Origin of the sequence: Xanthomarina sp., from assembly GCF_035306705.1 — a bacterium.
Lineage (GTDB): Bacteria > Bacteroidota > Bacteroidia > Flavobacteriales > Flavobacteriaceae > Xanthomarina.
Window position 1 is genome coordinate 1 of the sequence record NZ_DATGNO010000086.1, and the last position, 3,768, is coordinate 3,768.

The following is a 3,768-nucleotide window of genomic DNA, read 5'->3' on the forward strand; positions in this document are numbered from 1 at the left end:
TCCATCCTATTTAAACTTGCCTGATAAGAGTCTATATTCGATGAGATAACCTCATCCCACATACCTAAAGCCACATAAATATGAGAGGGCATGTGAAGCGCATGACTGGCATCTGGCGCCACTTTTGAGTAACTATTAGCAGCATCAAATGCAAGTTCGGCATGATAAGGATCGTCGTATGAATGTATTAAATAATGAAGTGCTCCTGGATGTTTTGGGTTTTTGTTCAACACCTTCTTTGCTATTTCAGCGCCTTCATCATAAATGGAATCGTCTCTACCCTCAGGCACAGAACCTAAAAGAGAAATAGCATAAAAAGCAGCAATTTCATTATTTTCAGGATGAGCTTCATGAAGCGATTGCATATATTTTTTATAGGCTTTATCTCTATTTACCTTTGGGGTTTTAGGTGTATATAAAACTTCAACAGCTTGTAAAAACCCTCTTTCGATAGTTGAATAATCCAGATTTACCCGAAGATTTTTCACTTTCGCAACGGCTGCAGAACCCGCTTCGTAATCCTGCTCCCCCCAAAGACTATGATTGTATGTCATGGCCTCTCCCCAATATGCCATAGCCATTTTTGGGTCTGCCCTTTGAGCTTCTAAAAAAGCCTCTCGAGCATCTTCATATTCAAAACTATGTAGTAGCAATAAGCCATTTTTAAAATAATCTTGAGCCTGCTGATTTCCAGTTACTTGAAACTCTATAACTCCAAGTTTATCCGTGTTTTTATCGATGTTTTTACAAGAAATAATTGAAATAATAAGCATTAACGCTAAGAGACTCTTTATTTTAAAAAACATACATATTTTAATTTAAGTGTAGATTTAAAGATACATAAAATTATGAATTTCAGAAAGCTACTTATCTTAAACTTATCATTCTCAAAATAGATTCTAATAGAAAATTAGTCTTTCTAGAAATACACAACAGTGCTATATTGAAGTTGGGATTCAGCAATAATTACAATAAATAAAGTTCTTCGGGAAAATTAACTGTAACTTTGCACGCAAATAAAATGACATCTAAAATTGTCATTCTTCAAAAACAATATATGTCATTTAACACCTTAGGTCTTTCTGAAGATATTCTTAAAGCCATCAATAAAAAAGGATATACAGAACCTTCACCTATACAAAGCAAAGCCATTCCACCTATTTTAGAAGGTAGAGATGTTTTAGCTTCTGCCCAAACCGGTACAGGAAAAACAGCTGGATTTACCTTACCTGTATTACAAATTTTATCTCAAAAGCAACAACTACGTCAACGTCCTGTCCGAGCTTTGGTTTTAACTCCTACACGAGAATTAGCGGCGCAAGTATATGCCAATGTAAAGGAATATAGCGAATTTCTGGATTTGCGTTCTGCAGTAATTTTTGGTGGAGTGAACCAGAAACCACAAGTAGCAACCTTAAGACAAGGTGTTGATATTTTGGTAGCTACTCCTGGCCGATTGATCGATTTATGCAATCAGAATATTTTATCTCTTTCTAAGGTAAGTATTTTTGTTTTAGATGAAGCTGACAGAATGTTGGACATGGGTTTTTTACGCGATATTGAGCGTGTTATTAAAATGATGCCAGCAAAAAGGCAAAACCTAATGTTTTCTGCGACCTTTTCTCAAGATATAAAGAAATTGGCCCATGGTATTTTAAACAAACCAGTACAGGTAGATGCAACTCCAGAAAACTCGACCGTAGACGCCATTAATCAAAAAATGTATCGTGTGGCAAATGGAAAGAAAACCGATTTAATTATCAAGTTAATTTCCGATGGCAATTGGAAACAAGTTTTGGTTTTTACAAGAACCAAACACGGTGCCAATAAGTTATGTAAGAAAATGGTAAGTGCCGGAATTTCGGCAGCAGCCATTCATGGTAATAAAAGTCAAGGAGCTAGAACCAAAGCTTTGGCTGGATTTAAAAACGGAAGTATTAGAATTTTGGTAGCTACAGATATTGCAGCTCGTGGTTTGGACATTCCATTATTACCTCATGTTATAAATTTCGAACTTCCAAACATCTCTGAAGATTATGTCCATAGAATAGGAAGAACTGGACGTGCTGGAGCAAGTGGTGAAGCTATTTCTTTAGTAAGTGCTGATGAAACAACCTATTTAAGAGATATTGAGAAATTGGTGGGCCTTAAAATTCCTCAAGAAATCTTAGAAGGTTTTGAACCAGACCCAAATGCTTCAACCGAACCTAAAAAACAAGGCGGAGGCGGTAGAAATCAAAGACCGCAACGTACAGCTCCAAAAAGTGAATCTAGCAGCAAAAAGACTAAGCCGAGCAGCGATAGAAGCGGTAGAAATAGAAGATAAGTAATGACACCTGAACTAAGAGATAAAATTATAGATATTTGCGCAAAGAAAATAGCACAAAAAGGGCCCAATGTCGGACTTTCTTTTTATGCTTTTTTTGCGAATAAAAATGATGATCCAAAATTGTTAATGGAAGCTGCTACTTGGTGGATTAAAACCCACGAACTCGATCATTTTGAGAAAGCTGTAAAAATACAGAAACTTGTTTTAGAAGCATAAATGGAAACACAAGCAAATAATCCATTACATGGTGTTAAGCTGGAGCAAATAGTTACAGAACTTGAAGCGCATTATGGCTGGGAATATATGGGACACATTATAAACATTCGTTGTTTTCAAGATAATCCATCGGTAAAATCCAGTTTAAAGTTTTTAAGAAAAACGCCTTGGGCAAGAACCAAGGTTGAGTACATGTACTTGAAGATGTTAAAAAAATTACCTCCTAAAAAGGAGTCTTAAGCTTCTTGTTTACCCTAATTTTATAACCTACAGCCAATTTAGCCTTGGTATTACTGTACAAGTAATTCAATCCATAGTCTAAATTGGTGGTGTAAATACCGCTTCCATAAGCTATGGTCGTATAAAAGTTCTTAAAACTATAGCCCAATCCTGCTTCGAAATCCAATTTATACAAAAGCGGATTTGACACTTTATAATCGCCAGTTTCCACATATCCTTTTTTATACATAAGTCCAATCCCGGGAATAACATTTAAGGTCGCAAAAAAGTTGGCTGGTAAAACAAAAACGGATAAAACACCCGCCGAAATTCCAGCTCCAGCTCCCTTAAGTCCATCTAAATAAGCATCTTGATTATAAATACCATTATCAGGTATTAAAGGGCTGTCTCCGCTAATATTATTATACACCATAAATCCCCCAACACCAGCAGATATAAAGTGTTTCTTTTTTTCCTCAGAAAGTCCAGCTTTTAGAATAGAAGAGGAGAAAGAAATCGTTTTAAAGGTATATAAATAGTTAAAACCTATAGAAAGCGATGTCACATCATCTCTAAAAAACTCGGGTTCATTAAAATTATTTTTAACATTAAAACCTTTGTACCTCTGCACATATAAATTGACCAAATTGTGTTCTCCTACAATTAAAGACCCTTGTAAATCGAAACGTTTTGTAGGGTTTTCCTCGTGTCCTTTTAGATTGAAAGCAATATCTATAATTAACTTACTAGTACCTAAACCAATACCAACTCCTGCCCTATTATTTGGTGTAAAAGACACTTTATCGCTATCCTTTCTCAAACTAAAACTTTGCCCTTTATAGTTTGTAAAAACTCGAATAGACCAATTATTCATATCTCTATCAATGAGCAACGTATCAATAGCCTGTCTAGTGCTTAAAGAATCCTTTTTACTTATCTTCTGGGCATGTATCAAAAAACTTGAACACAACAAGCAAAGTAATATGATGTATTGTTTTCCCATG

4 protein-coding genes and 1 pseudogene are annotated in these 3,768 nt (G+C 35.4%); 3 read left to right on the forward strand and 2 right to left on the reverse strand.

Going from position 1 to position 3,768, the window contains the following annotated elements; genetic code table 11:
• Positions 1-773: pseudogene (locus VKY47_RS07825) on the reverse strand (hypothetical protein); the annotation flags it as partial.
• Positions 774-1,057: 284 nt separating this feature from the next.
• Here VKY47_RS07825 and VKY47_RS07830 point away from each other — a divergent pair.
• From VKY47_RS07830 to VKY47_RS07840, 3 genes are read left to right on the forward strand one after another with little or no spacing between them, the layout of a single operon-like run.
• Complete coding sequence (locus tag VKY47_RS07830) at positions 1,058-2,326, forward strand: DEAD/DEAH box helicase (RefSeq protein ID WP_324311800.1); 1,269 nt, start codon at positions 1,058-1,060, stop codon at positions 2,324-2,326.
• 3 nt (positions 2,327-2,329) lie between these two features.
• Entirely contained in the window at positions 2,330-2,545 is a 216-nt protein-coding gene (locus tag VKY47_RS07835; RefSeq protein WP_324311795.1) for a DUF6500 family protein, read from the forward strand.
• Entirely contained in the window at positions 2,546-2,785 is a 240-nt protein-coding gene (locus VKY47_RS07840) for a VF530 family protein (protein ID WP_324311796.1), read from the forward strand.
• Here the strand turns inward: VKY47_RS07840 and VKY47_RS07845 are convergent.
• A partial coding sequence (locus VKY47_RS07845; protein WP_324311798.1) for a DUF4421 family protein occupies positions 2,769-3,768 on the reverse strand: 1,000 nt, incomplete at its 5' end. The genes VKY47_RS07840 and VKY47_RS07845 overlap by 17 nt on opposite strands.